The following is a 24,886-nucleotide window of genomic DNA, read 5'->3' as shown; positions in this document are numbered from 1 at the left end:
TTATGCAGTCTCCTCGACCTGCTTCTTCAGTCTGGCGGTCAAGTAAGCGTTATCCGCTTTCAGCGAATAGACCTCTCGCTCCAATTCCTGAACCCGTGCAAACGCTGCCCGGGCGGCCTGTTCGCCAGACTGAAATGTGATGCGCCAGCTCTCGAAGGTCATTACGGCTTCCCGATCACCAGCGCGTACGGGCCGCTGCGCGCCTGGTCGACGTATTCCTTGAACGCGGCTTCGACGGCGTTCAGCGGGCGGTCCAGCTCATACCAGAATTTCAGCTTGCCGCCTCCCAGGCGGTACTTCAGGCGAGCCTTGATCTTGAAGCCTTCACCACCCTTGAACAGGCGCAGGCCGATCGAGAATTCGCGGGGAATTTCCAGCAGTCCGCCCCCGGCACGTGCTTCCGTGGCTTCCGTGTACTGGAACTGCACCTGGCCATTGTCCAGGCGCTTGCTGCTGCTGAAGTTCACCTCGGTCGTCGCCTGCAGCGTCAGGGCCACCTTCAACAGCGTGTCGCCGCTCGGTTCCTGAATATCCGCGATGTTGTCTTCGAGGAAAATGGCGAATGCTTCCTGCTCCATCGGCTTTTGGTTGTGGCTCAGCCAGTTGCTGAATTCGCGGCTCAGTTCGGCCTGATAGACAGCGCGGTAGTCGCGCCAGCCAGCGGAGTTATCCTCGGCGTAGTCGCTATGGTCATTCAGCACCGCCGTCAGGGTGCGGGTTTCGACGTCCGCATAGACGCGGGTGGTCATCGGGTCGCCTTGGTCGCTGACGTAGGTGATGAAGCTGTCCAGGTCACCCAGCGTCACTGTGCCCGCCTTGCGGCGCGGATGCGGCGCCGCCTTTTCCACGATGCCGGTCAGGTCGATGTGCTTGTAGCCTTCCGGCACCACGAAGTGGTAGGTCCCTTCCAGGGAGCGGAAGCGCGTTTCAGCGGCGGCCTGCCGCGTGATCATCTGCAGCGCGCTCTCGGTGAGTTGCAGCGACTCGTGCGGCAAAGCCACAGAGGCCAGCGGGGCCGCGCCAGGCATGGCGCTGGTATCTTGGGTGTTCTCGGACATTATGCTTCCTTGAATGAGGAGGGTTGACCATTGCCTGCATCGCGCAGGTCCAGGTTGTGCTGGCGCGGGTGATTGCGCGACAGGTCGTTGTCTTCGGTCAGCCAGAAGAAGTCGCTGCCGCGGTCCGGCTTCGGCACCTTGGCCGTGATCGTGTCGATGATCGAGACCTTGTCCACGTCCGAGCCGCGGCCGGAGGGTTTCACATCGATCTTCAGCGTCAGCGAGCCGGGCTTTCCGGTTTCCTTGACGGCGGCGAGCAGCTCCGACAGCTGGCCGGTCATTTCTGCATGGGCGCGGCCATCGCGCAGGTCCTGAAAGACCAGCGAGAACGCCTTGCCGCCCTTGGCGCTCATGCGGCCTCCAGCACAGGCTTGAGGTCGTTGACAAGCACCTTCCACGGCGCGCCATTCATTGCGCCTGGCACGCTGACCGCGGCGATCCTGGCGCCGTTGGTGATGTCGGTCTGGATGGTTTCGACGGTTCCGGTCTGCGACCCGTGTTCCGTGTCGAAGGTCACGGCGCTGCCGGGACCGATGGGCTTCTTCATGAAGTCTCCTTTCTTGGTTGGTGATCAGTAGCGCTTGCCGCCCGCAGCCAGGCGCGCGGCGGGCTTGTGGTCGTCGCGCTGAAGGTTGTATGCGATCTTCTCGGCGATGGCCGCGCCCACGTCGTAGCCCAGCGCGCCCGCCAGGTCGAAAATGCGGATAACCGCGTCGGCCAGCTCCACTTCCAGCATGTCGCGCGCAGGCAGCTTGTCGTCTTTCAGCCCCTTGCGGTGGCCTTCCATGCCCTCGGCAACTTCGGACACGATCAGCATCAGCGTTTCACCGACGTTGCGCTCCAGGCGCCTGCCGGTAGCCGGGGCGTTCCACCAGCCCGCGTGGACGGCGGCGCCATGGCATTGCTGGTTCAGGATCTGGCCTGCCGTCAGCAGGGCAGGGGCGTTCAGTTGAAAATTCATAAGGTCCTCTCAGGAATCGTTGTCATTGGCCTGCAGCTTCTTCACATCCACCCGGGAGCGCCGCTGCATGTGATAGCGCGCCCGGTTTTCAAGAACGATGCGCAGCGCTGGGTTTTCCAGCATCTGTTCCAGCGGCATGCTGGTGTTCAGCCCGCGCAGGGCAATTTCGAGTGCAACGCGATCGGGCTGCACCTGGTGCATGGCTAAAACCCGTGAAAGGTCGCGTGGACTGCGCGGCGCAGCGAGGACAACACACTCGCGCCTCGGCGACGGTAGAACAGGTATTCGCGCAGAAGGTTCATTGCTGCTCTTCGCCTTTTGCGGCCCGATTGGCGCGCTGCGAATACACTTGGCGCAGGATGGCGGCACTTTCGGGGTCGGAATCCGACAACCACCCAGCGAGAAATGGCACGAAACTGGACTTCCGAAGCCCTGGATCGTCCGGGTACTCCCTGAGGGAGGCTTCGGCGGCGGCCTTGATCGCCGCCCTGTATTCCTGGGCGTTCATGCCGCCCGCTCCTGCACGCGTTGGTACTCGGCCCAGATCGTGCGGCCTTCATCCACGCCGGCGAAAAATGCATCGGCGCCCGACGTGCCGATCTTGTACGGGCACCCAAGGGGTTTGCCGACAAAATGCGTGAGCAGGATGGCGCGCACGCCCGCCTTGTACTCGTCGCTGCGATGCATACGGCCACTGCCAGGGCAGAAGGCCTTGGCAAGCAGCTGGGCGATAATTTCCGCGGGCGTTTGCTTGAAACGGTCCGCTTTGGTCGTGGGCAGCATGGCCATCGTCGCCTCCATCAAGGAAAGGAATTGATGAAGGATTAAATTGGCAATCTGCGGACGGCGCGGGCGCGGCCAGCGGCCGACTTGTGACCGGTGCTCTGGTAGCCATTGCCGAAGCCCTGGTACCAGGCATAGTCGGCGTAACCGGCGTGCTGCTCGCAGGACCAGTACCAGTCGCGCTTGAAGTGCTCGGGAAGGTTGGCGAAGAGCAGCGCTTGCTCGCGGCGGGTGGGCAGTTCGCCACCGGCCGCCGCGGCGAATTCGAGGGCCGCATTCCAGTTGATGGAGTCGGCCTCGTCGGCGAGCAGCACCAAGTGCTGGTCCGGCTGGTCGCCGACGCCACGGATCAGGCCGGCGTAAGTGCCGCCGTCGAAGGCGCTGCCGATTTTAGGGAACTGCAGAGTGGTGTTGGTGCTGCTGGCTTCCGGCTGGGCGGTAGGGGCGTTCATCAGGTTCTCCATCGTTGTTGAGCTGCGATGGAGAAATATTAGGCATACCTAAAGAATTGGTCAAGCTAAATTTTCGGTTTGCCTAATTTTTTTTGTGTGCTCACACTGATTCCGTTGCTTGAGAGGGGGAGGGGCTTTCGGGACTACGTTGCGCAGGCGTTCTCCTTAACATCTCCTAACGGGGCGATTGCATGGCCTAGCGCGTCATACAGTCGAAGCGTCTTGGACATGCCTTGCACGAAGGCCTTAGTACCTTGCTGGTCGATGCCAATGTACCCCTTCTTCCCAGTAATTCGTATGAGAACTTGCTGTGCAGTGACGATCTTTCGGAGCGCGCCCAGCTCGGGATCAGTTAGCATTATGTGTATGGATTCCGAGACTGCATTGTGACTATTTTCTTTCTCGATACTGCCGAGATCTAATTCACGGTCGATGACGAGTGAGTCGTCCGCCATAATCCCAAGTCGCTCTATGAACAGCCATTCTCCTCCGCGAAATGTTGGCTCTAGCAGGATTTTTGGATGGGAGCAATCCTTTAAGGAAATATACCCGTCTATAGACGCCTTGCCCGTGGGGCCAGAGTATTTGGCTCCGTCAGTTGACCACCGCAAAACCGGGTCCCTGAAAAACAAGATTTTTCTGAAATTATCACGGCGGCCCACCATAGAGAGGTCGCATTTTGGCGGGGCCTTGTCGAAGCACGCAAAGAAATCGGTCACGCCATTTTCATCAGTGATGCCGGAATCCAAAACGTAGGCTGGATTCTTCTTGTCGCGAAGCTGTTTTACGCTGATTTTATCGAATGTGCCATTGACCGCCCGGCTCCATTGTTCGGCTGTAGCGCTCCTCTCGCCTACCTGGCTGGCTGAGGGGCGGCTATCTGCTTGTGCGCTACGCCCGCATCCAATAAGCGACACGCAAATTAAGCCAACAAATGCAAGAGATTTCATCATGGCGGCCTCAGAAACGATCACCTTCGCGTCGAACAACTCGACCAATAATAATGCACTCCGATCCTTTACACATTCTTCGATAGAATCGGCGTTGATCATGGTTGTCTGAAAGAAGCCACCACTGACCGGCATCTCTTGATAGACGTTTTACGACCGGCTCGCCTTCATAATTAAAAGCGAAAACAGCATTATCCATTGGTTTTTTGTCGGCAAGATTGATGACCACTGTATCGCCTTCGTAAAGGGTCGGCTCCATACTCTCTCCTTTGACCTCGATCGCTATGAGCTGAGCTGGATCATATCCTTTGCGCTTAATCCACTCTTTGGAAATGTCCGTCGTGCCGCCATCGCGCTCATCTGGCTCAGTTCGAAACCCGGTGACGCCAGCTCTTAACTGTAATGCGACCTTCGGAATTTGGACAAAATGAGGACTACCGTCCTCTGCTACATTGACGAATCGGGCGCCAGGGAGCATTGTTGTCGTGCTGTTGCTGCCATGTAGTAGCCATTCAGGAGTGATGTTTAGCGCGCTACACACTCGCACCAGGTTCGCACCCTCAATCATCTTTGTCTCGCCATTCTCCCAGTCGGTCACCGTAGGGGGAGAAACGCCAATGAGCTTTGCAAAGGCGGATTTTCGCAAACCCATCGCTTCGCGTGCTTGTGTAAGTCTTCTATGCCAGTCCATTAGGCAATCCTAACAACATAGGCGTGAGAGATGCCTAAAAATTGCTTGCTTTTAGAATTAGGCATGCCTAAAATCACTCCATGTCTAAGCTTGCTACGCCTGATGAAATCATTGACGCCTTAGGCGGGACGTCTGAAGTCGCGCGCATGTGTGAAGTCCGTCCGCCGTCAGTTTCTGAATGGCGCCGTCGCGGCATCCCCAAGTCTCAACTGAGGTTTTTGAGGCTTGCAAACCCCAAAGTCTTTGAGGCTCTTGAGGGCGGTGGCGCTTGGGGAAGGCGCTCCACGGACCAAATTAACTCGTAGCCGGTAGTGCAGATCCAGCTGGTTCGCAGGGCGCCCTTGGCGCGTCCAAAATGTTGCACTTTGGAAATTTTCATGTGACTACGATTGTGCTTTGTCCATGCCGAAGATTATCGAATTTCCAATTTGCAATTTCTCCATTTTTTTTGAAACTTACGAAATGAACATTCAAGACGCCTTCCATAAGACCGTGCACGAGGCCCCAGGTGGTTGCGAGGCCATCGCTGTTCGGCTTGGTATGTCAGCGCAGATCCTGCGCAACAAAGCCAATCCGAACAACATGTCGAACCGTGTGCTGCTGGAGGATGCCGACCAGGTCATGGGCATCACGGGCGACATGCGCGTACTGCACGCGCTGGCGGCCAATCACAGCCACGTATGCGTGAAGGTCGATCCCGCGGCGCCGGTGTCCGACCTGGGCCTGCTGGATCTCGTCGTCAAGGTCATGACCAGCAATGGCGATGTCGGCGCGGAAGTGAGTGCGGCACTGATGGACGGTCGCATCGATGCTGCCGAGATCGAGAAAGTACGGGAGGCGGTCTACCGTTCGAACCAGGCCATGCACCAGCTGCTCGACCGGCTTGAGCAGATTGCGGGAAAGTGAGGAGCGAAATGGCGAAACTGTCGAATAATGCCGAAAAGCCGCTTTCCACGGGCCAGATGGGGCGGTACCGCCCGGGGGGCGCTTACATGGTGCTGCGGGACGGTGCACTGGATTATCGCAATTTTCCCTCCCGCGTCGGGAGCCAGGAGCTCCCATACAGGTCGCCCGCTGTGGAAGTAGCGGAGAGCGCGACCGATGCGTGACCTGGGCCTGAGTCTCCCTTTCGCTAGCATGCCCTTGTGCGGAGTTGCGTATGGCTGACCTGGCCAGCGTGATCGCGCAAATGGCAGTAGATCTGCCACCCATGCCGCCCGGGCACCCTCGCCTGAACGGTAAGATCAACAAGTTCGGCAAGGGCAAGAAAGCGTGGTACCGCCTACGCGAATTCACGCTACGTTCCGGCCGAACGGTGGTTACAGGGGCATATGGACTGTGGCAGGGACAGAACCCAAACACCGTTTCCGTGAAGGTCGATTGGGAGGGGGCTACCGACGAAGAGCGCGCTGAGGCAGCGCGCCGCCAGGCCGAGATTGAGCAGGAGGAAGAGCGGCGCCGCGAAAATGCCGCTCGCTTCGCAGCCAACCGTGCGGCGCAAGAGTGGAAGCGTGCTGGAGCGGTAACTGACCCTGCAGCGGTTCCATATCTGCAGCGCAAGCAGATCGATGGCGAGGGTGCGCGTGTGGCCCTCGATGGCACACTGCTGGTGCCTGCTCGCCGCTACCGTACTGGGCAGCGCGCAGAGCTGGCGTGCGTACAGAAAATCGCGCCAGATGGCGAGAAGCGCTTCAATGCCGGTGCCGACATGTCAGGGGTTGCATGCCTGATCGGCACCATCGTGCGCGGTGAAACCCGCGTCATCGGAATTGGGGAGGGATACGCTACCGCTCAGACAGTGCGCCGCGCTTCCGACTGCCGGGTGCCGCTGATGGTGGCATTCAATGCGGGCAATCTGCTGGCCGTTGCGCGCCAGCTGCGCGAGGATTTTCCTGATGCCCTGCTGCTGTTCTTCGCGGACGACGACTGGCAGCTCGTACAACGCTACCAGCGCGATCTGTCCGAGGACTTTGATGTCGAAACGGCGCCGCCTATCGATGGCGCTGATCACGTGTGCCTCAATGGGAAAGGCGAGTCGGTAACGGTGCGTGCCACCTGGCGCAAGGACTCGACCAACACACCGTACATTGAATGCGACATCCGGGCAGGCCGCCGCGTGCGCATCCTGAAGTTTGAGAACGCTGGGCTATCGAAGGCGCGTGCGGCAGCCGCAGCCGTCGGGCGGTCCATGGTCTGCGTGCCAAAATTTGAGCAGCGCGGCGAGAACAAATGGTCGGATTTCAATGACCTGTGGGTGAACGAGTCGCCGGAGGCGGCGTGCGCACAGATCGCTTCTGCCCTGGAGGAGGCGCACGCTGCGGCCGATAGCCCGTGGGGCACCCTGGCCGCACAGGAAGAGGGGGAGAGGTCTTGCGAATCGCCTCCGTCGGCTGCTGCAGGGGAACCAACCTCTCCCCTGCCAGAGGACGAGCTGGTCAGTTTGCGGGTGCCTACGTTGGAGGTTCTGCTCTCGCATTTCGCATTAATCTATCCCACCACCGATGTATGGGACGGGCTGCGCAAGCAGCGCATGAAGAAGAGCTCTTTCACGGCTTGGGTAGGGAAGGAGCTGGCCTCGCAGTGGGAGAAGGCTGAGACACGCCGAACGATTCTCCGTGAATCCCTCCCGGCGCTGGTCGGCGGCAAAGCCGTCGGTCCAGGCGGAGAGGGAGGAAAGCTCGGCGAAATGCTGGAGCACCTGACGCTGCTGCGCGGGACGGAAACCGTGTGGGACGGCATTGGGCAGCAGGTGATGTCGCTCGGCGCCGTGCGGGCCGATTACACCGCCGACCTGACAGCTCGCTGGCAGGAACACAGCTTGCGTAAGACGGTGGAGGCGAAGAACCTGGTGTTCGACCCCACGCAGCGGGCCGATCCTGTCACACACGTGAACATCTTCCTCGGCTGGCCGCTCACGCCGAAACGCAACGATGAGCTGGTGAAGCCAATCCTCGCGCTCCTGTCGTCCCTTTGCAACGCCGAGGACCGGATCGACGAATGTGTGGTGTGGATACTGCGCTGGCTGGCGTATCCACTCCAGCACCCGGGCGCGAAGATGCAGACCGCGCTGCTGATGTTCGGAGAGAAGCAGGGGACGGGCAAAAGCCTCTTCTTTCAGGACATCATCGCCCCGATTTATGGCGACTATGGCACCGTGGCCAGCCAGCACCAATTGGACTCCACGTTCACTGCCTGGCGTTCTCGCAAGCTGTTCGTGCTCTTCGAAGAGGTGTTGTCGCGCGACGACAAGTACAGCCACAACGGGACACTGAAGTACATGATCACAGGCAAGCAGATGAGCATCAACCAGAAGAACCTGCCGGAGCGGACCGAAACGAATCACATGAACGCCGCGTTCCTGTCGAACGAGCCGCAGCCGATACCGATCGAGCTTGAGGACCGACGCATGATGGTGATCGAGGCCAGGGCGAAGCAGGACGAGGCCTTCTACAAATCCGTCACGGACGCCATCGCGGCCGGAGCGATTGAGGCCTTCTATTACTACCTGCTGACGTTCCCGCTGGAAGGCTTCAACGAACACACCAAGCCGCCGATGACGCTGGCCAAGGAGCGCGTTATCGAGTTCGGCCTAAGCGGATGGATGTCATTCCATCGCGCCTGGAAGGACGGCTACCTGGATGCGCCGTATTGCTCCTGCCTGAGCGAAGACCTGTTCAACATCTACCGGCGCTGGTGCGACAAGAGTGGTGAGAAGCCGCTCACCCTGTGCAAGTTCGCCGGCCTGATCGCCAGCAGGGAGCACAAGGCGAAGAAGAAAGTCTCCGTTGGGAACAAGCAGGCGAAGTCCCGAATGATGTTCATCATCGGGGATAAAGACGACAAGAAGAGCTTGGAGAACGATCTCGAGCACTTCAGGAAGGAAGCCGATGTTCGGGCGGATGGCGCGCTGGGTTAGCGCAGCCTATGCACGGTTGGTAACGAACCCTGCATAGCGCAAAGCCGCATGAATGCTCGATCTGAGCAGGGTGTCAGGGTTTGCAGGGTTCGCCGCACGTATGCGAGGAAAGTTGGGTTGGCACGTGAAATTTGTTGCTCACCACGTTGTAAACAACCCTGAAACCCTGCATACCCTGCCCAGAAGTAGAGTTGGAGCCGCTTTGCACTGTGCAGGCTTCGAACGTAAGGCTGCTAAGGCTGCAACAAAGATGATGAAGGAATGGGAAATGAAAGTCGATGTTCGAGAAGCGATAGCGTCGATAACGCGCCACACCACGCAGACGCTGCCAAAACAGCAGGCGTTCGCTACTCGCGTCGCGCTGACCCGAACTGCCCATCTGGCAGCGCAAGCCGAGCAGCGCGAGATGCGCGACGTCTTCCGTAATCCCACACCCTACACGCTGTCTGGCGTCGCGGTCCGTGGCGCCACCGCACAACGGTTGTCCGCCGAAGTGAAGCTGAAGGACGACGCGACAAAAGCGACGCCTGCTTCCAAGTTCCTGGCGCCTCAGGTGAGGGGTGGCCTGCGAGGCCAGAAGCGCTTCGAACGCGCGCTCCAGGCGGTGGGTGCCATGCCCGCTGGCTTCCGGGCCGTGCCCGGCAGCGGCGCCCGCCTGGATGCCTACGGCAACATGAGCCGCGGGCAGATCGTCCAGATCCTGTCCTACTTCCAGGCTTTCCCAGAGATGGGCTACCGGGCGAATACCACGGCGGCGCGCCGCGAGGCGCTGGCCCGCGGCACAAAGCGGCAGCAGGGCTACGTGTACTTCGCAGGCAGCCCGGGCGACCGCCTGCCGCGAGGCATCTGGCAGCGTGTGCAGTTCGCACGTGGCACGGCAGTCAGGCCGGTGGTGATCTTCGTGCGCAGCGCCGTCTACCAGGAGCGCTTCGACTTCGAATACGTCGCACAGCTGACGGTCGAACGCGAGTTCGCGGGGCAGTTCGCGAAAGCCTGGATCGAGGCGCAGGAGACCGCACGATGAACCCCTTCCACCCATTTGTTGCTGCGACGAAACGGTTTCCAAGGTACTCCGCTGCCTCGGGTGGCAGGGGTAATTCGAACCCTGTCTCCGCGCTAGTCACAGCACCATCCCCAGGGGGTTGTATTGTCGCAGCCTGACCTGAACCAGCCCATGACCCAAGCCGCATTCGGCGCGCTGGTCGGCATCAGCCAGCAGGCGGTCGGCAACCTGATCGCCCGCGAGGTGCTGGACCCCAGCATGCCGGGCCTGCAGATGCTCCACGCGTACTGCTCGCATCTGCGCGAGCAGGCCGCTGGCCGCGCGGCCAATGGGGACCTCGACCTGGCGCAGGAGCGCGCAGGCCTGGCGCGCGAGCAGCGCATCCGCGTGGCCCTGCAGAACGCCGAGCGCCTAAAGGTGCTGGCGCCGGTCACGCTGATCGAAGAGGTGCTCGCGAAATCCGGCGCGCGCGTTGCCGCAATCTTCGACGCGATCCCCGGCGCCGTCCGCCGCCGCGTGCCGAGCCTTCCGGCCGAGGAGGTCAAGGCCATCGCGCACGAGATCGCGCGCGCCCGCAACGTCGTTGCCGGCATGTCGCTCGCCGATTTGCGCGACGATCCCGCTGGCGCGTCGGGCGATGAGTCTGCTGCGGGTGACATGGAAGACGAGGAGGGTGGCCAGTGAGCGATATGTACGAGGTGCTGGGCTGGGAGTCGCCCGAATTCGGCGCCACCGTGCAGCGCGGCCTCGGCGCGTTCGGCGTGCCGGAACCACTCAGTCTCGAGCAGTGGGCCCGGCAGCACTTCTACCTATCGAAGGAATCCTCGTACGTGGAAGGCGCGTGGACGCCGTGGCCCTTCCAGCGCGCGATCATGGCCTGCATCAGCAACGACGATATCCGCTTCATCGACTTCATGAAGTCGGCCCGGGTCGGCTACACCAAGATCCTGCTCGCCGCCATCGGCTACTTCGCTGAGCACAAGCGCCGCAACCAGGCGCTGTGGCAGCCGACCGACGGTGACAACGACGAGTTCGTAAAGACCGAGCTGGACCCGATGCTGCGCGACGTCGGCGTGATGGCGCGGGCGATGCCGGCGCACCTCGCGCGCCACAAGGACAACACGCTGGCCCAGAAGAAGTTCCTGGGCTGCCTGCTGCACACGCGCGGCGGTACCGCGGCGCGTGCTTACCGCAGGATTTCAGTGGATGTGGCCTTCCTTGACGAGCTAGATGCCTTCCTGCGCGACATCGACAAGGAGGGCGCGCCCGACATCCTGGCCGCCAAACGCGTGGAAGGTGCGACGTTCCCCAAAATGGTTACGGGATCGACGCCGAAGCTCGCGGGCTTCTCGCTGATCCAGGACCGGTACGAGGCCGCGGACGAGCGCTTCAAATACGCCATTCCATGCCCCGGCTGCGGCAATTTCCATCCGCTCGTCTGGGGCAAAAAAGACGACGCGACCGGCATGCGCTGGCTGCCCGGCGATCCCGACTCTGTGCGGCACCTCTGCCCGCATCCTGGCTGCGGCACGCTCATCACGCAAGCGGAGTACTTGGCGCTGGCGCCGCAGGGGCGTTGGCAGAACGTCGACGGCAGCGTGACCATCGACGCCGACGGCGTGTTCCGTAATGCCCTGGGCCATGAGATCGCGCCGATGGAGCACATCGCGTTTCACGTCTGGACGGCCTACAGCCCGGCCGCGACGTGGTCCAACCTGGTGGACGAGTTCCTGTCCGCCTACGCCAAAGCGCAGGCCGGCGACATCACGAAGCTGAAGGCCTTCACCAACACCACCCTCGGGCTGCCATGGGAAGTCGAAATGGAGAAGACCGATGCCGACCAGCTGAAGGAGCGCGCCGAGCCATACGCCTACGGCACGGTGCCGCTGGGCGGCCTGTTGCTGCTCGCCAGCTGCGATACCCAGGACAACCGGATCGAGGTGCTGGTGCGCGCGATAGGCCGCGGCATGGAGGTGTGGTACGTGGACTATCGCATTTTCTATGGCAACCCGTCAGAGGATCAGGTGTGGAGCGACCTCGCTGAATACCTGTGGGAGGCGACTCTCGTGCACGCGGGTGGCGCGCCGATGAAGATCCACGCGGCGGCGATCGATACACAGGGCCACCACACGCATGCGGTGTACAGCTTCGTGGCGGCACAGGCACGGCTCGGGCACAAGATTTATGCGGTGCGCGGCAGCCCGGGCGTCGAGAAGCACATCAAGAACGGGGTCGGCAAGGTGGACATCGACTGGCGCGGCAAAAAGGTCAAGAAAGGCCTCCTGCTTTGGCACGTCGGAACCAACCTGGCCAAAGATCTTATATACGGCCGCCTGCAGATCACCAAGACCGGGCCTGGCTACACCCACTTTTCGAAGGACGCAAGCGATGAGTTCTACAAGCAAATGGCCGGTGAGGCACGAGTTGAGCGCGCTTCCGCCGGCGGAAAGGAATCGCGCTGGACGCCGCTGCGCAAGCGCGTTGAAGCGTGGGACTGCACAGTTTATGGCGTCTGGCTGGAGACTCACCTCGACCTGCCGAAGAAGAGCGCCCGCTTTTGGGACGAGCTGGAAGAGAAGGTGGCGCCGTCGATAGTGGACCTGTTCGCGGCGCCGGCGCCGGCCGGTGATCCAGCAACTGCGCGCGAGGTGAAGGTTACGCCGCCGCCCGCAACGCCGGCGCCTGTGTCGGGTCGTGCGGTGGCGCCAAGTCCCTTCGCTTCGGACGGCTGGGCAAGTAGGGGATTCAGATAATGCATGAACAACAACTAGACATCGTGGGAGCGATCCTGGCCGAGATGCGTGCCACGCTTGGGGATGCCGCGCTCGACCCGAAGACCGAGCGCGAGCTGGAAGCGAAGTTCCGCCGCGCTTGGGGCGGGCAGGCTGTGTACGTGAAGAAGACCGGCACCGACGCCGATGCCCGCGCGGAGATTATCCGGGCCCGGTTTAACGGGCGCAACAGGGAGGAGCTGCAGGCGGAGCTGGGCTGCAGCAGGAGCCAGTTCTACCGGCTCCTCAAGGGCAGCTGAGACTGTCCCGGCTTTGCGTAGAAATGGGACGTGGGCGCTGATAGGGTGCCCCTATTCGCAACGAAAAAGGAGTTCGAAATGTCCGTCGCAACCGATATGCTGGCCAAGTACATGCAGGCCGAGCTGGCGATCCTCGAAGGCAAGGAGGTCCAGTTCGAAAACCGCAAACTGCGGATGGAGGACCTGGACAGCGTGCGCGCAGGCCGCAAGGAATGGGAAGCCAAGGTCGCGGCGGAGCGCGCGCGGGCAGCTGGGCGCCCGACATTCGGCGGCGCCGGGTATTCGGTGGCCAGCTTCGCGGGGCGCTGATGGAGTCGCAGAAGAAAGTCCGCCTGAATGGGCTGGACCGGCTGATCGCGTTTCTCTCGCCAGCGGCCGGCGTGAGGCGCATGGCGGCGCGCCGCGTGTTGGGCCAGTATGAGGCGGCCAAGCCATCGCGCCTGCGCAAAGGCCTACGGGCCGGCCGCGCGCCGGACGTGGACGTGCAGCAGGGCGCCGTAGCGCTTCGCGAACAGGCGCGCCACCTGGAGCAGAACCACGACATCGCGCGCGGCGCGCTCCGCACGCTGGTGAACAACGTGGTGGGCCCATCCGGGATCGGCATCGAGCCGCAGCCCCGCGGCAGGGACGGCAAGATCCACGAAGCATATGCCAAGGCCCTGCGCGACGCCTACCGCGACTGGGCCAAGGCGCCCGAGGTTACGCAGCAGCACCACTGGGCCAAGACGCAGCGCCTGGTGGCAAAGACCTGGCTGCGTGATGGCGAATGCCTGTCGCAGCACCTGATCGGCAATGCCACCGGCCTGGTGCACGGCACGCGCGTGCCGTACTCGGTCGAGTTGATCGAGCCTGACTTCATCCCGATGGAGTACCACGACGCCGCGGCGAATATCTGGCAGGGCATCCAGCGCAATGCCTGGGGTCGGCCGACCGCTTATTACGCTTACAAGGAATTCCCTGGGAGCGACACCTGGGCGCGCAAGCAGTTCGAGGTGAAGCGCGTGCCGGCCGAGCGCATAGTGCACCTGAAGTCAGTGGACCGCATTGGGCAGATGCGCGGCGTGTCCGAGTTCGCCAGCGTGATCACTCGACTGGAAGACATCAAGGACTACGAGGAGTCGGAGCGCATTGCGGCGAAGGTCGCGGCATCGCTGACCGCCTACATCAAGAAGGGCTCGCCTGACGATTTTCAGGTCACGGAAGGTGTGGCCGGTACCGCCTCTGCGCCCAGGGAGATGAGCTTCGCACCCGGCATGATCATCGACACCCTTGTCGCAGGTGAGGAAATCGGGCTGATCGATTCGAACCGGCCAAATCCGAATCTGGTGACGTTCCGCGGCGGCCAGCTGCGGGCCGTCGCCGCCGGCTTGGGCGCTAGCTATTCCAGCCTCGCGCGCGACTATAGCGGCACCTATTCCGCGCAGCGCCAGGAGCTGGTGGAGCAGTGGATCAACTACGCCGTACTGACCGACGAGTTCGTCGGCCAGTACGTGCAGCCGATCTGGAGCACGTTCGTACAGGCCGCGCACCTTTCCGGCGTGGTGCCGATGCCCGCAGACGTCGATCCCGACAGCATGGACGATGCACTTTTCATCGGCCAGTCCATGCCGTGGATCGACCCGCTGAAGGAGGCCATGGCGTGGCTGCAGCTGGTGCAGGGCGGTTTCGCGAGCGAAGTGGAGGTCATGCGCAAGCGAGGCGTCAACCCGCGCGACCAGCTGGACCAGATCGACACCTGGCGCAAGGATGCCGGCTCGCGCGGCCTCGTCTTCTCCTCCGACTTCAAAAACCACAGCAAGGCGGCACAGCCCGAGCGCGAGGTTGATCCGCCTCCCGGGCCTGCAGACGAGTAGTGCGCAGCGGGTCCGCATTAGCGGGCCCGCCGCATTTCGGCAGCTCATCAATTCTGTCTCACTTTTGCGTAGAAATGGGACGATGCAAATTGGAAACTGCAGGCTCAGAACAAGGAGCCTTGAATGTCCGGACCAGCAACCAATCCCAGCGCACACCCTGCCAAATGGTACTCCGTGCGCGCCCAGACGAAGCCTGCGGCATCGACCGGCGCGCGCAGCGCTGAGATCCTGATCTACGGCGACATCGGCGAGAGCTGGTATGAGGATACCGTCGCCGCCAGGGACTTCGTGCGCGAGATCGATGCGCTGGACGTGGATCACATCACCATTCGCATCAACAGCTTCGGCGGCTCGGTCCCGGACGGTATCGCGATCTTCAACGCCATCCGTCGCCACAAGGCGACGGTCACCACGATCGTGGATAGCGTCGCCGCGTCCGTGGCGAGCCTGATCGCTATGGCGGGCGACAGCATAGAGATGGCCGAGAATGCGCTGTTGATGATCCACGCCCCATGGCTAAACTGGGTCAGCGGCAATGCCGTGCAGCTGCGCGAGTATGCCGACCAGCTGGACAGCTTTGCCGAAGCCATGGCAACCAGCTACGCGGTCCGCTCGAATGATAAGGCCGCGGCGCTCGCCCTGCTGTCGGATGGCGTCGACCACTGGTACACCGCGGAGCAGGCGCTCGCGGAAAAGCTGATCGACGTCGTCGTCCCGGCGCTGCCTCTCGCGGCCGCCGCCACCCTGCACGGTTCCATCAAGGCGCGCTTCGCGTCGTTCCCAATGCTGTCGGAAGCACGCGCTGCTGCTGTCCCGCCGGCACCTATTACTTCCACTCCCGAGGAGAGCAACACCATGTCTGCTGCAACCCCTGCTGCCGCCGCGCAGCCCCTGAACGAAGAGCAGATCCGCGCCCAGGCGTTGGCTGCTGACAAGGCCCGTCGCACTGCGATCGCCCAGGCCTTCGCCAAATTCACCAATGTCGAAGGCGTGCAGGCGCTGCAAACGGCCTGCGTGGACGATCTCGACTGCACGGTCGAGAAGGCGAACAAGCAGCTGCTGGCGCACCTCGGTGCCGGTACGACCCCGGTCGCAGGCAGCGGCCCGCGCATCGTCACCCTGGAAGACGAGCGCGACAAGTTCCGCGCCGGCGTAACCGCTTCGATTATGGCTCGCGCCGGTCTGGCCAAGGATGATACGGCGAACAACTTTCGCAGCTACTCGCTGATGGACATTGCCCGTGCTTCGGCAGAACGCGCGGGTATCAAGGCCCTCGGCATGGACAAGATGGCCCTGGTCGCCGCAGCCTTCACCGGCACGGGTTCGGACTTCCCGATCCTGCTGACGAACATCGCCGAGAAGGCGATGATGAAGGGCTACGAGGAAGCCGACGAAACCTTCCAGAAATGGACCTCCACCGGCGTGCTGACCGATTTCAAAATCGGCAAGCGCATCGAGCTGGGCTCGTTCCCTTCGCTGGACCTGATCCGCGACGGCGGCGAATACCACAATGCCCAGATGGGCGAGCGCGGCGAGAGCGTGCAGCTGGCGACCTACGGCAAGATGTTCAACCTGACCCGCCAGACGATCATCAACGACGACCTGGATGCATTCACCAAGATCCCTCGCGCCATGGGCCGTGCCGCGATCCGCACGGTTGGCAACCTGGTGTATGCCGTGCTGACCCAGAACCAGGTGATGTCGGACGGCGTCGCCCTGTTCCATGCCGACCACAAGAATCTGCTGGCCGGTGGCGGCCTCAGCACCGCCGCGGTGGACGCCATGCGTGTCGCGATGGCCACCCAGAAGGACGGCGAGGCCATCCTTAACATCCGTCTGGCCAACATCCTGGTGCCGATCGCGCTGGAAGGCGCCGCGCGCGTGGTTCGCGACAGCGAGTATGACGTCGGCGCCGCTAACAAGAACAACACCGTGCCCAACTCGGTGCGCGGAACCTTCGAAGTCATCTCCGACGCGCGCCTGGACGCCGCCTCGCCGACCATCTGGTACGGCGCAGCGAACAAGGACATGCACGACACCGTTGAGGTGAGCTACCTGGACGGCGTGCAGTCTCCGACGCTGGAGCGCCAGGAGGGCTGGAATGTCGATGGCACCGAATTCAAAGTGCGCCTGGACGCGGGCGTGAAGGCGCTTTCCTTCCGCACCATGGCCAAGAACCCGGGCGCGTAAGCGCCTTACCGCGCGCGGCGCCCGGCGCTGCGCGTTTCATTCAACGATTCAGGAGCCAAAGATGGCAAAGAACTATGTGCAAGAAGGCGGTGTGCTGGACTACACCAATTCCACCGGCGCAGCAATCCTGTCCGGCGCCCTGGTGGTGCTGAACAAGCGTGTGGGCGTTGCCTTGGCCGACATCGCTATCGGCGCCACTGCGTCGGTTGCGGTGGAAGGCGTGTTTACCCTGCCCAAGCTTTCCACCGACGATACGAAACTCGGCGAGGAGCTCTACTGGGACGCGGCGAACAGCCGCCTGACCGAAACCGCCTCGGGGAACACCAAGGCCGGCTTTGCGGCGGCTGATGCTGGCGCCGGCGTCGCAACCGTTGCACTGAAGCTGAACGCCTGATGTTCGACCAGCTCGAAGCCCGGCTCCACCTGGCGGCCCTGGCAAAGCTTGCGAACGCGCGCGTCGTCATCGGCGGCGAGGAGGTGCCGGTTGTCTTCGACGCGCAATTCAAAGTCGGGATGGTCGGCACCATCGGAATGGGCGCCGCGGCGCCGCAAATGATCCTGGCATCGGACAAGGTGCCGGAATCGTTCGTCGGGACTTCCGTCACCGTGAATGGCGCAGTGTGGCGTGTTGCCGACTGCCAGCCGGACGGCACTTCCATGGCCGGCCTGACGACTGTGCTGCTGGAAAAGGCGGCATGAGCGCGCACCAGCAGGTCCTGGACAAAGTAGTTGACGTCCTGAAGGACGCCAATGTTGCAAGCGGCAAGGTATTCGCGTCGCGGGCTCGTGCCCTTGGTAGGGAGGTAGGGCGTGCGGTCGTGGTGCGCCTCGAGCGCAGTGCCTCCACGCTGCCAGAGGTGCTCGGCGCGCGACCAACCTGGCACACCCTCATTAGTGTGGAGTGCTATGGACGCGGAACGGCAGACGAGCCGAACACCGCGGCGGATGCTGTGCTCGACCAGGTGTTCGCCTGCCTGGACGCCAATGCAACCCTAGACGGCACCGTTTCGGCTCTCGAGCCATCGGAAGGCGAAACGCTGACCTGGGACAACGACGAATTGGATTCCAGCCTGGCGTGCGTGACGGCGCGCTTCGTTATCACCCACCAGACACAAGGAAGGACACTGAACCCATGACCACCGATACCGCCAATGACGCCGGCGCCGCGCCGCAACCATCGGCTGCGACGAAAAGTGTGGTGCTCCAGCCTGGTCTCCGGATCGCGCCGGTGGCTGTAGAGCCCCAGGTGGGCGGCAGCTTCAAGCGCGACCCCGAGACCGGGCAGCTGGCTGCTGCCACCGCAAACAAAATCGAAAAGGAGTAAGCAATGAGCCGCCTCATCCGCAAGACCGCCATTCTGGCGAAACTGGAAACCACTTATGCACAGGATGCTGCGCCGAGCGGCGCGGCAAATGCGCTGGTGGTGAGCAATCTGAGTATCAACCCGCTGAAGGCCGAGAACGTGGACCGCGACATCATTCGCGCGTATCTGGGTAATTCGGAACAGCTGGTCGGCGCGACCTATCTCGAAATGGGCTTCGACGTCGAGCTGGTCGGTTCCGGCGACGCTGGCGTCGCGCCAGCCTGGGGCCCGCTGATGCGTGCCATCGGTTTTGCAGAAACCATCACGGAGGATGTCCGTGTCGACTACACGCCGATCTCCAATGCGTTCGAGTCCGTCACGATTTACTGGTACGACGACGGTGTGCTGCACAAGGGGCTGGGCGCCCGCGGTACCGCATCGATGGACCTGTCCGTGGGCAAGAAGCCTGTCATCTCGTTCAAGTTCGTGGCGCTGGACGGCGGCGTATCCGCAGCGGCGAATCCGTCGACCGATCTGTCCGACTGGCGCGTGCCCCAGCTGGTGACGGACGCAAATTCCGGCAACCTGACTTTCGGCGCGACGCATTCCGCTCTGCTGGCGCCAGCGCTGACCGGCGGCACCTTCTACCCGAGCCAAGGCCTGATGGTCGATCTGGGCGTGACGGCCGAGTTCCAGGCAGTCTTGGGCGGTGAGTCGGTGCCAATCACTGATCGCAAGGTGACCGGCGACCTGAAGCTGGAGCTGAACGCATCGCAGGAAGTTGCGTTCCTTACCCAGGTGAAGGCGGCCGGTCTCACCAGCATCGGCCTCGAGCACGGCACGGTCGCTGGCGACAAGGTGATGGTGTTCATGCCGGCCGTGCAGCTGGTGGACCCGACCAAGGACGAGCTGAAGGGCTCGCGCTTCAACGGCTTCAAGCTGCGCATGACGCCGCTCACCGGCAACGACGAAATCCGCATTACGACCAGTTTCTAAACACCGGCGCCGCCGGACACAAAGGAGTTACATGAGCAAGTTCAAAGTTTTGGTAGGCGACATCTTCCGCGCCACTGTGAAAGGCACCGTGCCGGGTGAGGATGGCAAACCCAAGGACTTCGAGTTCGTCCTGATCTGCAACCGTTCGAGCCAGGAGGAGGTCAAGAAGGCCTACGAAGGCAGCGGCCTGATCTACGCGGACTTCCTGAAACAGAAGGTGAAGGGCTGGGATGGCCAACAGCTGGTGCTCGACAACACCACTGGACAGTCGGCCGAGTTCAGTGAGGAAGCCTTCGACGCGCTGCTGTCGATCCAGGCTATGGGCCTGGTCTGCTTCAACGCCTACAACCGGGACAACGGGGCGAAGGAAAAAAACTAGCAGCGCTCGCGCGCGCTTGGGCCCGTGGCCAACTGGTAGACGAGGAAAGGACCGCGCGCGAGGAGGACGAGGTAGACAAGGCCCTTGCCGCGCTGGCCGGTGTGAGGTGGGCAAAGGGCGGGAGAACGGAGCAAGCCTACCTCTACCTTTGGCCGGAGTGTGTGCCGGCCTGGAATCTGTTTCACGCGGTGGGCACGCAGTGGCGCTATGCCGAAGGTTTCCGGACCGGCTTGGACTATTCGGCACTGGACATCGTGCTGAAGCGGCGAGTGGCGGAGGAGCTGCGCGACCAGCGCTTCGTTGAAGTTCAGATCATGGAAATTGCTGCCGTCGAGGCATGGGAAGAAATGCGTAATGGCTGAAACACGCGTCATCATCACAGCGCAGGCCGAGCAGGCTGTGCGGGAATTCGAGCGGTTGCGCGCCAGCGCAACCGGCTCGATGCAGCGCGTTGACGATTCCTCCCGCCGTACGGCAGCTGCACTGCGCCAGGTGCCGGCGCAAGTCACCGACATCATCGTGAGCCTACAGGCCGGGCAGGCGCCGCTCACCGTGCTGCTCCAGCAGGGCGGCCAGCTGCGTGACATGTTCGGCAGCACGGGCGCCGCAGCGCGGGCGCTCGGCGGCTATGTGGTCGGCCTGGTCAATCCGTTCTCGATAGCTGCTGCGGCGGGAGTTGGCCTGGCCGTCGCGTACAACGAAGGACGGAAAGAGGCGGAAGCCTACGCCCGGGCCATAGCTATGAGCGGAAACGCCGCCGGTGTGTCCGCAGGTCAGCTCGCCGATCTCTCTCGCGAAGTGAAGGATGCCGCGGGCAGCACGCGCGGCGACGCCGCTGCAGCGCTCGCTGCCATCACCGCAACGGGCGAAGTGTCAGCGCAAAACCTGGCGTCTTTCAGCACCAGTGCCATTGCAGCTCAGAAAGAGCTCGACATCAGCATCGAGAAAACGGCCGCCAACTACGCTGAACTGGGCCACTCCCCGGTCGAGGCGAGCCTCAAGCTGACCCAGCAGTACCACTACCTCACCGCCGCGACCTTTGAGCAGATCAAAGCTTTGGAGGATCAAGGGCGGACCGAAGAGGCTGCCGTGATCGCTCAGGCGGCTTACTCCACCGCGTTCGAACAGCGCGCCAAGGAGGTGCACGACAACCTCGGGCTGGTCGAGCGCGGCTGGCGCGCGGTCGCTGGCGCCGCCAAGGGCGGCTGGGACGCAATCCTGGATGTCGGCCGCGAGGAAGGGCCGGAGGCCAAGCTGGCGAAGGCGCAGCAATACCTGGCATCGCTGGAGGCGCAGTTATTGGTCGCCGCCGACATGGACCGGGTCTCCCCGCGTAAGCGCAATGTCTCGTCGCTGAACGATCAGATCGCAAAGCAGAAGGCCGTCATTGACGGCATCATGCAGGAGGCCGCCGCCCAGAAGTGGAACGCCGAGCAGAAGGCGATCAGCGTCAAGCTGGACGAGGCGCGCATCAAGTGGGTTCAGGACGGAAATCGCTTCCTCACCGACCAGCAGCGCCTAGAAAAGGAGTTGGCCACCACGAGGCAGGCCGGCCTCGACGCCGGTGTTTCCGACAAGGATATCGCCGACCGCCTCGCTGCGGTCCGGCGGCAGTATTCTTCGCTCAGCAATGCAGGGCTGGCGGCGCTCCAAAACCAGCGGGACCTGCAGCGCGAGGTGCTGGCGGGCAGCCTGCAAGCGCTGGAAAGCCAGCATCAGCAGCAGCTGATCAGTGACGAGCAATTCATCGCCCGCAAGCGCGACCTGCAGCTCAAGGAGCTGGTCGCCGATGTCGCCGTCGCTCAGAAGCAGGCCGACCTGGCCGGAGGCCAATCCGACCTGTCAAAGCGGCAGGAGTATCTCGGCCAGCTGGCGGTGCTGGAGCAGCGGCGCAAGAACATCATTCAGGCGGCTGCGGATTCGATCGCAAAAGTCGGCTTCGATGCGGCGAAGGTCGTTTCCGACCAGTCAAAAGCCTGGCTTGCCGCCTCCGCAAATGACCGGGCCTCTCTGACGGAGGATGCCACGCTGTTCGCTAAGACTGGCGAGGCGCGCAAGATCGCGGCCGCCCAGCTCAAGGTGGACGCCGAGGCACGGCAGGTTGTCCAGAAATGGCAGGAGAAGGGCCATGTGCTCAGCGCGCAGGAAGCCGAAGACTTGGCGAAGGCAACGTCTGCGCGCAAGGCCGATATTGCCAGCCTTATGGGGCAGGCGCAGGCCTACGCCGGTGCCGAGCAGCTGCGTCAGGAGAACCGGCGGTTCGCTGCGGACGCCATCCTGGATGAGGAGGCGCGCGCAGCCGCAATCCGTGAAATCGACGCCGACATGTGGCGGCAGCGCATCGAACTGGCCGGTGAGGGCACCGAGGCCCAAAAGCAACTGCAGGCCGAGTTCGCGCAGTGGTACGCCAACCAAGTCGCGAAGCCGCAGCTGGACCAGCAGCGGCAGATGGTGCAATCCCTGGAGCGCACCTTCCACGACACGTTCGTGAGCCTTGAAGGCGGCGCCAAGAATGCGGCGACACGGGCACGCGACTCCGTCAAGAACCTGTTCTTCGATTACCTGTACCAGCTCACCCTGAAGAAGTGGGTGGTCAATATCGCCGCCTCGCTTACCGGTAGCGGCGGCATCGCTGGTGCGGCGCAGGCCGCCAGCGGGAACGCCGCGGCGTCGGCGGGTGGGAATGCGCTGAGCAACCTCGCAGGCATCGGCTCGGCGGTTTCGGCATTCACGGGCACCCTCGCGACTGGCTTCATGAACACGGTCGTCGGAACCGGAGTGAGCGCCGGCCTGCAGGCGGGCGGCGCCATGATCGCGAACGGCGCGTTCGCCTCGGGCGCCGGCATGGCGTTGGGCGCCATTGCGCCATACGCGCTCGCCCTGGTGGCCGCCGTCAAGCTCTTCGACAAAGGCAAGGAGAAGGACACCCGGCTCACCTTCACCAGCAACAACAGTCCGGGTAACATCAGTATCAACGAGCGTGGCAACGAAGGCAAAGTGGGGCAGTCGTATATCGACGGGTACTCGACCGGCGCGTTCGGCACCTTTGGTCTGTCCTCGACGTTCTGGATGGACGGGCGGCAGGATGCGGTTCAGGGCTTCATTAAGTCCGTGACCCAGGTGGACGACTCGCTGTCGGCCTTCCTGAGCACCGCTGAGAGGGCGTCGGTAAAGGATGCGATCACCGGCAAGTCCTTCACCGCGCGTACGGGTGCCGAGGGCGCCAACCCCAATGCCTCCGGGCAGCTGGACGCCGTGTTCGCAAACCGCCTGAATGCGATTTTTGAGGGTGTGAGCCCTGGGCTGTCCAGCCTCATTGCCGGTTTCAAGGGGACGACCGACCAGCTCGCCGCCGAGGCGCAGGCCCTGCTGCAGTATCGCCAGGCGCTTGCCGGCTCCGGTGAGGCGATCTTCGGCGTGGCGGTCACGCTGCAGGACCTGGCCGCATTGCGCGGTCCGACCGAGTCCGTCAGCGCCGCGCTCTCGCGAGTCACGACCGAATTCCAGACGACGAACGCCGTAGCCGCTGCCTTGGGCAAGACCGGCGCGGAGTTATATGGTGTCGGCCTCGCGTCTGCCGCGGCGCGCGAGCAGCTGATCGAGGCTGCGGGCGGCGTGGAAAAGCTCAGCCAGAGCGTGAGCGGTTTTTCGGAAAATTACCTTTCCGAGCAGGAGCGACTGGCACCGGTGCAGAAGTACGTGACGGAGCAGCTTGCTGCCATGGGGCTTGCTGGGATCACATCCCGCGAGCAATTCAAGCAGGTGGTGATGGGATTGGACCAGACTACTGCGGCCGGCGCCAAGCAGTTCGCACAGCTGATTGGCCTCCAGGCGCAGTTCGCGCAGCTGTATCCCGCGATGAATGACACCGCTGACTCGTCGCAGGTGCTCTCTCAACGGCTAGCCCTTGAGGCACAAATCTACGACCTGACCCATACGACGGCGCAGGCCACGGCGCGGCAGCGGCAGGCTGAGCTCTCTGCGATGGATGCGACTCTGCGTCCGTTGCAGGAGCGCGTTTACGCTCTCCAAGATGAACAGGCCGCGGTCGCGGAGATCAAGGCCCAGGCCACTGGCCTGATGTCCAACGTGAACGCGGCATTAGGTGAAGTGAGCTCAGCGATCGATGCCGAGCGCCGTGCGAAGCAAAAGGCACACGATGAAGAACTCGAGGCGCTGCGGGCGACCACACAAGCCGAGAGCGAGCGCTTTGACCGCCTGCGCGGGTTGTCCGAATCGCTCCGTTCGGCGATGCGGCAGATCCGCGTCCCCGGGAATGAGATGGCGCAACGTGCGGAAGCGCGGTCCCAGATCCAGGCAGCGCTGGCAATTGCCAAGGCCGGTGGCGCGCTTCCGGATGCCGATGCGCTATCTGGCGCTTTAAGCACGCTGACGCAGGATGCTGCCAGCAGTTTCGGTTCATACCTGGAATATCAGCGGGATGCATACCGTACCGCGAACGAGATTTCTGAACTCTCCGGGATTACGGATGTCCAGCTTGGCGTGCAGGAACGCCAGCTGATCGTCCTGAAGAACCAGGCGCTGGCGATCGACAAGGCCCATGCGGCGGAGATGTTTCGTCTGGACGGGATTTTCTCGGCCGCACAGCAACAAGTGGCTCAGTTGACGGGCGCGAATGCCATCCTCCCAACCATTCCTGCGGCGATACAGTCGCTGCAGGCCGCAATTGCTGCGGCGATGGCCAACCCGGTAGCAGCCGCACCGTCGGCCGTGAAGAGCGCATACCAGGCCTATCTGGGCCGCGACGCGAGTGCCGACGAGGTGACGTATTGGCAGGGCCAGGCTGGCATGGGCAAGGACGTGGTCGGTGCGATCAAAGGCTCGAACGAGGCGAAGATCCAATCGCTCTACAAGGAGCTGCTTGGACGTAGCGGCGAAGCTGCAGGGGTCGACTTCTGGGAAGCGGCCATGGATGGCGGTCAAACGATCGAGCAGATCCGCCAGCAGTTCCTGGACAGCACCGAGTACAAGGCCAAACATCCGCCAGCGTTCGCCAACGGTGGCTTCCATGCCGGAGGCGCTCGCATCGTCGGCGACGGGGGCGGCCCAGAACTGGAGGTAACCGGACCATCCCGCATTTATAGTACCTCGAAGATGAAGGATCTTCTGCAACAGGATTACTCGGTCCTGGTGCGTGAACTGCGTAATCTGGCCACTCGGCTTGACTCGATAGTTTCGGCCACCGGGCGTACTGCAACGGCCGGGGAAGAATCGAAGCGACTGCTGACCCGCGTCACGCGCGGCGGTGATTACCTCGTCACGAAGGAGGTCGCGACGTGAGGGTGACGGTTCCGATTCA

28 protein-coding genes are annotated in these 24,886 nt (G+C 62.6%); 17 read left to right on the top strand and 11 right to left on the bottom strand.

Annotated features, from left to right (window positions below; translation table 11 throughout):
* From LSQ66_RS15025 to LSQ66_RS14975, 11 genes are all read right to left on the bottom strand, one after another.
* On the bottom strand, positions 1-162 hold the full coding sequence (locus LSQ66_RS15025; RefSeq protein WP_231766007.1) for a hypothetical protein: 162 nt from the start codon (positions 160-162) through the stop codon (positions 1-3).
* Positions 162-1,058, bottom strand: a complete 897-nt coding sequence (locus LSQ66_RS15020) for a DUF2303 family protein (protein ID WP_231766006.1) — start codon at positions 1,056-1,058, stop codon at positions 162-164. Before LSQ66_RS15020 ends, LSQ66_RS15025 begins: the two co-directional genes overlap by 1 nt.
* On the bottom strand, positions 1,058-1,411 hold the full coding sequence (locus LSQ66_RS15015) for a hypothetical protein (RefSeq protein WP_231766005.1): 354 nt from the start codon (positions 1,409-1,411) through the stop codon (positions 1,058-1,060). The genes LSQ66_RS15020 and LSQ66_RS15015 overlap by 1 nt, the downstream gene beginning before the upstream one ends.
* Positions 1,408-1,605: a hypothetical protein gene (locus LSQ66_RS15010; protein ID WP_231766004.1), complete on the bottom strand. Its 198-nt coding sequence runs from the start codon at positions 1,603-1,605 to the stop codon at positions 1,408-1,410. The genes LSQ66_RS15015 and LSQ66_RS15010 overlap by 4 nt, the downstream gene beginning before the upstream one ends.
* A 24-nt stretch (positions 1,606-1,629) precedes the next feature.
* Entirely contained in the window at positions 1,630-2,019 is a 390-nt protein-coding gene (locus LSQ66_RS15005; protein WP_231766003.1) for a nucleoside triphosphate pyrophosphohydrolase family protein, read from the bottom strand.
* Between the two features lie 9 nt (positions 2,020-2,028).
* Complete coding sequence (locus LSQ66_RS15000; protein WP_231766002.1) at positions 2,029-2,220, bottom strand: hypothetical protein; 192 nt, start codon at positions 2,218-2,220, stop codon at positions 2,029-2,031.
* Positions 2,221-2,317: 97 nt separating this feature from the next.
* Positions 2,318-2,527 carry a hypothetical protein gene (locus LSQ66_RS14995; protein ID WP_231766001.1) on the bottom strand — a complete coding sequence of 70 codons (210 nt, stop codon included), beginning with the start codon at positions 2,525-2,527 and terminating at the stop codon, positions 2,318-2,320.
* Positions 2,524-2,808: a hypothetical protein gene (locus tag LSQ66_RS14990; protein WP_231766000.1), complete on the bottom strand. Its 285-nt coding sequence runs from the start codon at positions 2,806-2,808 to the stop codon at positions 2,524-2,526. Before LSQ66_RS14990 ends, LSQ66_RS14995 begins: the two co-directional genes overlap by 4 nt.
* A gap of 35 nt (positions 2,809-2,843) precedes the next feature.
* A complete protein-coding gene (locus tag LSQ66_RS14985) occupies positions 2,844-3,254 on the bottom strand; it encodes a DUF1566 domain-containing protein (protein WP_231765999.1) in 411 nt (136 codons plus the stop codon).
* Positions 3,255-3,397: 143 nt separating this feature from the next.
* Positions 3,398-4,306 (bottom strand): hypothetical protein, encoded by a 909-nt coding sequence (locus LSQ66_RS14980; RefSeq protein ID WP_231765998.1) that lies wholly within the window; start codon positions 4,304-4,306, stop codon positions 3,398-3,400.
* Positions 4,215-4,895, bottom strand: coding sequence for an XRE family transcriptional regulator (locus tag LSQ66_RS14975; RefSeq protein WP_231765997.1), 681 nt, complete (start codon positions 4,893-4,895; stop codon positions 4,215-4,217). Before LSQ66_RS14975 ends, LSQ66_RS14980 begins: the two co-directional genes overlap by 92 nt.
* A 402-nt stretch (positions 4,896-5,297) precedes the next feature.
* Between LSQ66_RS14975 and LSQ66_RS14970 the strand changes: the two genes are divergently transcribed.
* The 17 genes from LSQ66_RS14970 to LSQ66_RS14890 all read left to right on the top strand — a co-directional run bounded on the left by LSQ66_RS14970 (position 5,298) and on the right by LSQ66_RS14890 (position 24,867).
* Complete coding sequence (locus tag LSQ66_RS14970) at positions 5,298-5,801, top strand: phage regulatory CII family protein (protein WP_307730215.1); 504 nt, start codon at positions 5,298-5,300, stop codon at positions 5,799-5,801.
* A 253-nt stretch (positions 5,802-6,054) separates the two neighbouring features.
* Positions 6,055-8,811 (top strand): DUF5906 domain-containing protein, encoded by a 2,757-nt coding sequence (locus tag LSQ66_RS14965; RefSeq protein WP_231765995.1) that lies wholly within the window; start codon positions 6,055-6,057, stop codon positions 8,809-8,811.
* A gap of 250 nt (positions 8,812-9,061) precedes the next feature.
* Entirely contained in the window at positions 9,062-9,835 is a 774-nt protein-coding gene (locus tag LSQ66_RS14960) for a hypothetical protein (RefSeq protein ID WP_231765994.1), read from the top strand.
* A gap of 123 nt (positions 9,836-9,958) precedes the next feature.
* Positions 9,959-10,498 carry a terminase small subunit gene (locus tag LSQ66_RS14955; protein ID WP_231765993.1) on the top strand — a complete coding sequence of 180 codons (540 nt, stop codon included), beginning with the start codon at positions 9,959-9,961 and terminating at the stop codon, positions 10,496-10,498.
* A gap of 5 nt (positions 10,499-10,503) precedes the next feature.
* Complete coding sequence (locus LSQ66_RS14950) at positions 10,504-12,567, top strand: phage terminase large subunit family protein (RefSeq protein WP_231770119.1); 2,064 nt, start codon at positions 10,504-10,506, stop codon at positions 12,565-12,567.
* Positions 12,567-12,845 carry a Mor transcription activator family protein gene (locus LSQ66_RS14945; protein ID WP_231765992.1) on the top strand — a complete coding sequence of 93 codons (279 nt, stop codon included), beginning with the start codon at positions 12,567-12,569 and terminating at the stop codon, positions 12,843-12,845. The genes LSQ66_RS14950 and LSQ66_RS14945 overlap by 1 nt, the downstream gene beginning before the upstream one ends.
* 78 nt (positions 12,846-12,923) lie before the next feature.
* A complete protein-coding gene (locus tag LSQ66_RS14940) occupies positions 12,924-13,154 on the top strand; it encodes a hypothetical protein (protein WP_231765991.1) in 231 nt (76 codons plus the stop codon).
* A complete protein-coding gene (locus tag LSQ66_RS14935; protein WP_231765990.1) occupies positions 13,154-14,698 on the top strand; it encodes a phage portal protein in 1,545 nt (514 codons plus the stop codon). Before LSQ66_RS14940 ends, LSQ66_RS14935 begins: the two co-directional genes overlap by 1 nt.
* A 123-nt stretch (positions 14,699-14,821) precedes the next feature.
* A complete protein-coding gene (locus LSQ66_RS14930) occupies positions 14,822-16,888 on the top strand; it encodes a ClpP-like prohead protease/major capsid protein fusion protein (protein ID WP_231765989.1) in 2,067 nt (688 codons plus the stop codon).
* Between the two features lie 61 nt (positions 16,889-16,949).
* Positions 16,950-17,282, top strand: coding sequence for a DUF2190 family protein (locus LSQ66_RS14925; RefSeq protein WP_231765988.1), 333 nt, complete (start codon positions 16,950-16,952; stop codon positions 17,280-17,282).
* Positions 17,282-17,587 carry a head-tail joining protein gene (locus tag LSQ66_RS14920; protein WP_231765987.1) on the top strand — a complete coding sequence of 102 codons (306 nt, stop codon included), beginning with the start codon at positions 17,282-17,284 and terminating at the stop codon, positions 17,585-17,587. Before LSQ66_RS14925 ends, LSQ66_RS14920 begins: the two co-directional genes overlap by 1 nt.
* The gene (locus LSQ66_RS14915; protein WP_231765986.1) at positions 17,584-18,024 is read left to right on the top strand and encodes a hypothetical protein; all 441 of its coding nucleotides are present in this window, start codon (positions 17,584-17,586) and stop codon (positions 18,022-18,024) included. Before LSQ66_RS14920 ends, LSQ66_RS14915 begins: the two co-directional genes overlap by 4 nt.
* Positions 18,021-18,212 carry a hypothetical protein gene (locus LSQ66_RS14910; RefSeq protein ID WP_231765985.1) on the top strand — a complete coding sequence of 64 codons (192 nt, stop codon included), beginning with the start codon at positions 18,021-18,023 and terminating at the stop codon, positions 18,210-18,212. The genes LSQ66_RS14915 and LSQ66_RS14910 overlap by 4 nt, the downstream gene beginning before the upstream one ends.
* A gap of 3 nt (positions 18,213-18,215) precedes the next feature.
* Entirely contained in the window at positions 18,216-19,187 is a 972-nt protein-coding gene (locus LSQ66_RS14905) for a phage tail tube protein (protein ID WP_231765984.1), read from the top strand.
* Between the two features lie 31 nt (positions 19,188-19,218).
* A complete protein-coding gene (locus tag LSQ66_RS14900; RefSeq protein ID WP_231765983.1) occupies positions 19,219-19,566 on the top strand; it encodes a phage tail assembly chaperone in 348 nt (115 codons plus the stop codon).
* Positions 19,567-19,667: 101 nt separating this feature from the next.
* The gene (locus tag LSQ66_RS14895; protein WP_269449080.1) at positions 19,668-19,928 is read left to right on the top strand and encodes a DUF1799 domain-containing protein; all 261 of its coding nucleotides are present in this window, start codon (positions 19,668-19,670) and stop codon (positions 19,926-19,928) included.
* A complete protein-coding gene (locus LSQ66_RS14890; protein WP_231765981.1) occupies positions 19,921-24,867 on the top strand; it encodes a phage tail length tape measure family protein in 4,947 nt (1,648 codons plus the stop codon). Before LSQ66_RS14895 ends, LSQ66_RS14890 begins: the two co-directional genes overlap by 8 nt.
* The last annotated feature ends 19 nt before the right edge of the window (positions 24,868-24,886 follow it).

The organism is Massilia endophytica (assembly GCF_021165955.1).
In the GTDB taxonomy this organism is placed as follows: Bacteria; Pseudomonadota; Gammaproteobacteria; order Burkholderiales; family Burkholderiaceae_D; genus Rugamonas; species Rugamonas endophytica.
Note: the sequence above shows the minus strand (reverse complement) of the source record. Positions and strands in the feature narration are given on the sequence as shown.

Bases quoted from the DNA above. Each gene is read 5' to 3' on its own strand.
- LSQ66_RS15025 (WP_231766007.1), bottom strand. From the start codon at position 162: ATGACCTTCGAGAGCTGGCGCATCACATTTCAGTCTGGCGAACAGGCC.
- LSQ66_RS14940 (WP_231765991.1), top strand. From the start codon at position 12,924: ATGTCCGTCGCAACCGATATGCTGGCCAAGTACATGCAGGCCGAGCTG.
- LSQ66_RS14985 (WP_231765999.1), bottom strand. From the start codon at position 3,254: ATGAACGCCCCTACCGCCCAGCCGGAAGCCAGCAGCACCAACACCACT.
- LSQ66_RS14965 (WP_231765995.1), top strand. From the start codon at position 6,055: ATGGCTGACCTGGCCAGCGTGATCGCGCAAATGGCAGTAGATCTGCCA.
- LSQ66_RS14945 (WP_231765992.1), top strand. From the start codon at position 12,567: ATGCATGAACAACAACTAGACATCGTGGGAGCGATCCTGGCCGAGATG.
- LSQ66_RS15020 (WP_231766006.1), bottom strand. From the start codon at position 1,058: ATGTCCGAGAACACCCAAGATACCAGCGCCATGCCTGGCGCGGCCCCG.
- LSQ66_RS14920 (WP_231765987.1), top strand. From the start codon at position 17,282: ATGTTCGACCAGCTCGAAGCCCGGCTCCACCTGGCGGCCCTGGCAAAG.
- LSQ66_RS15000 (WP_231766002.1), bottom strand. From the start codon at position 2,220: ATGCACCAGGTGCAGCCCGATCGCGTTGCACTCGAAATTGCCCTGCGC.
- LSQ66_RS14960 (WP_231765994.1), top strand. From the start codon at position 9,062: ATGATGAAGGAATGGGAAATGAAAGTCGATGTTCGAGAAGCGATAGCG.
- LSQ66_RS14930 (WP_231765989.1), top strand. From the start codon at position 14,822: ATGTCCGGACCAGCAACCAATCCCAGCGCACACCCTGCCAAATGGTAC.
- LSQ66_RS14935 (WP_231765990.1), top strand. From the start codon at position 13,154: ATGGAGTCGCAGAAGAAAGTCCGCCTGAATGGGCTGGACCGGCTGATC.
- LSQ66_RS15010 (WP_231766004.1), bottom strand. From the start codon at position 1,605: ATGAAGAAGCCCATCGGTCCCGGCAGCGCCGTGACCTTCGACACGGAA.
- LSQ66_RS14950 (WP_231770119.1), top strand. From the start codon at position 10,504: ATGTACGAGGTGCTGGGCTGGGAGTCGCCCGAATTCGGCGCCACCGTG.
- LSQ66_RS14970 (WP_307730215.1), top strand. From the start codon at position 5,298: ATGCCGAAGATTATCGAATTTCCAATTTGCAATTTCTCCATTTTTTTT.
- LSQ66_RS14980 (WP_231765998.1), bottom strand. From the start codon at position 4,306: ATGATCAACGCCGATTCTATCGAAGAATGTGTAAAGGATCGGAGTGCA.
- LSQ66_RS14975 (WP_231765997.1), bottom strand. From the start codon at position 4,895: ATGGACTGGCATAGAAGACTTACACAAGCACGCGAAGCGATGGGTTTG.
- LSQ66_RS15005 (WP_231766003.1), bottom strand. From the start codon at position 2,019: ATGAATTTTCAACTGAACGCCCCTGCCCTGCTGACGGCAGGCCAGATC.
- LSQ66_RS14990 (WP_231766000.1), bottom strand. From the start codon at position 2,808: ATGGCCATGCTGCCCACGACCAAAGCGGACCGTTTCAAGCAAACGCCC.
- LSQ66_RS14915 (WP_231765986.1), top strand. From the start codon at position 17,584: ATGAGCGCGCACCAGCAGGTCCTGGACAAAGTAGTTGACGTCCTGAAG.
- LSQ66_RS14905 (WP_231765984.1), top strand. From the start codon at position 18,216: ATGAGCCGCCTCATCCGCAAGACCGCCATTCTGGCGAAACTGGAAACC.
- LSQ66_RS14910 (WP_231765985.1), top strand. From the start codon at position 18,021: ATGACCACCGATACCGCCAATGACGCCGGCGCCGCGCCGCAACCATCG.
- LSQ66_RS14925 (WP_231765988.1), top strand. From the start codon at position 16,950: ATGGCAAAGAACTATGTGCAAGAAGGCGGTGTGCTGGACTACACCAAT.
- LSQ66_RS14900 (WP_231765983.1), top strand. From the start codon at position 19,219: ATGAGCAAGTTCAAAGTTTTGGTAGGCGACATCTTCCGCGCCACTGTG.
- LSQ66_RS14995 (WP_231766001.1), bottom strand. From the start codon at position 2,527: ATGAACGCCCAGGAATACAGGGCGGCGATCAAGGCCGCCGCCGAAGCC.
- LSQ66_RS14890 (WP_231765981.1), top strand. From the start codon at position 19,921: ATGGCTGAAACACGCGTCATCATCACAGCGCAGGCCGAGCAGGCTGTG.
- LSQ66_RS15015 (WP_231766005.1), bottom strand. From the start codon at position 1,411: ATGAGCGCCAAGGGCGGCAAGGCGTTCTCGCTGGTCTTTCAGGACCTG.